Source organism: Nonomuraea sp. NPDC049784 (assembly GCF_040659615.1).
Classification (GTDB): Bacteria; Actinomycetota; Actinomycetes; order Streptosporangiales; family Streptosporangiaceae; genus Nonomuraea.
Window position 1 is genome coordinate 1 of record NZ_JBFAMX010001170.1, and the last position, 1,578, is coordinate 1,578.

Sequence of the window (1,578 nt, forward strand, 5' to 3'; positions counted from 1 at the left end):
CGGTAGCTGTCAAACCGTATGAGACGTATCAGGCGACTTGTTCTGTATCGGAGCTGGGTTCCTCCTTGGCGGGTTCGTTGATCCAGACTGCGGTGGGCAGGCTGGGTGGGGTGGGCTTGCGGCGGAACCGGCCGGGGTTGGCGGCGTAGGCGGCCTGCAGCGTCCGGGCGCGCTCGGCCCGGATCTGGCCAGCGGTGCCCAGATGAACCGAGGCCGGGGTGTGCAGGCCGATGCCGGAGTGCCGATGCTCGTGGTTGTAGTAGGCGAAGAACTCGGCGCAGAACGCGCGGGCGTGCGCGATCGAGCCGAAGCGTTCGGGGAAGGCCGGACAGTACTTCAGCGTCCGGAACTGCGCCTCGGAGTAGGGGTTGTCGTTGGAAACCCGGGGCCGGCTGTGGCTCTGGACGATGTTCAGGTCGGCCAGCAGCGCCGCGACCGGCTTGGAGGTCATCGAGGTGCCCCGGTCGGCGTGCACGTGCGCGGGCGTTCGGCCGCCGTTGGCGCGGATGGCCGCGGCGACGAACTGCTCGGCCAGTTCCGCGCTTTCGCGGGCGTGGACCTCCCAGTGCACGACATAGCGCGAGTAGATGTCGATCATCACATACAGGTCGTAGTAGACGCCCTTGACCGCTCCCTTCAGCTTGGTGATGTCCCAGGTGAACACCTGCGATGGGGCCCGCGCGACCAGCTCGGGCCGCACCCGGGCGGCATGCGTGGCCTGCCGCCGGCGCTCCCGTACCTCGCCGCACGAGCGCAGCAGCCGATACATGGTGGAGATCGAGCACAGGTAGACGCCCTCGTCCAGCAGCGTGGCCCACACCTGCGCCGGGGCCTTGTCGACGAACCGCGGCGAACGTAACACGGCCAGCACCCGCGCCCGCTCCTGCTCGCTCAGCGCGGCCGGATGCGGCGCTGGTGCCGGGCGCGGTCCGTGCACCATCGGCGCCGGGCGGCGATGGCGGTGCACGGTGGCCCGCGACTTGCCCGACATCGCGCACGCCGCGGTCAGGCCGAGCACCGGCTCCAGCGCGGCGAACGCCTCGTCGATCACTTCCTGCGCGGCGTGTCGCTGTCCGCGCTCTCGGAGAGCAGTTCCAAGAGCGCGTGCGCTTTTCCCATGATGTCCAGCGCGGCCTTGGTCTTGGCCAGCTCCCGCTCGGCCTTCTCCAGCCGCGCCCGCAGACGCTCGTTCTCCTTGTCCGCCTCGCTCTTACGGCTCTTCGGCCCGGACGGCTTGGCCGCCAGCGCGTTCAATGCCCCCGCGTCGCGGGCCTTGCGCCATTCGATGATGTGGGAGTGATACAGCCCCTCGCGGCGCAGCAACGCACCCTTGGCGCCCGGTTCGGTCGCCGCGTCGTAGGCCTCGACCATCGCCAGCTTGTACTCCGGCGTGAACGAGCGCCGCTTCGGCCGATCCGATCGAGGTCTGTCACCCTTGCCCACCTCACCATCATCGATGAGATCCACACGAAGGTCGGCCACGGTCAAGGTCACTGTCTGAAAGATCCTGTTCTCGCCCTGCTTGAGTCACAGAAGACTACTTCGTCCCCAGGTCTCACGAGAGTCTGACAGAGAGGG

2 protein-coding genes are annotated in these 1,578 nt (G+C 68.4%); both read right to left on the minus strand.

Translation table 11 applies throughout. The annotated features are described in order from the left end of the window. Positions 1-28: 28 nt before the first annotated feature. On the minus strand, positions 29-1,051 hold the full coding sequence (locus AB0J09_RS64420; RefSeq protein WP_360714325.1) for an IS3 family transposase: 1,023 nt from the start codon (positions 1,049-1,051) through the stop codon (positions 29-31). Next, positions 1,048-1,494 carry a transposase gene (locus tag AB0J09_RS64425; RefSeq protein ID WP_360714327.1) on the minus strand — a complete coding sequence of 149 codons (447 nt, stop codon included), beginning with the start codon at positions 1,492-1,494 and terminating at the stop codon, positions 1,048-1,050. Before AB0J09_RS64425 ends, AB0J09_RS64420 begins: the two co-directional genes overlap by 4 nt. Between the last annotated feature and the right edge of the window lie 84 nt (positions 1,495-1,578).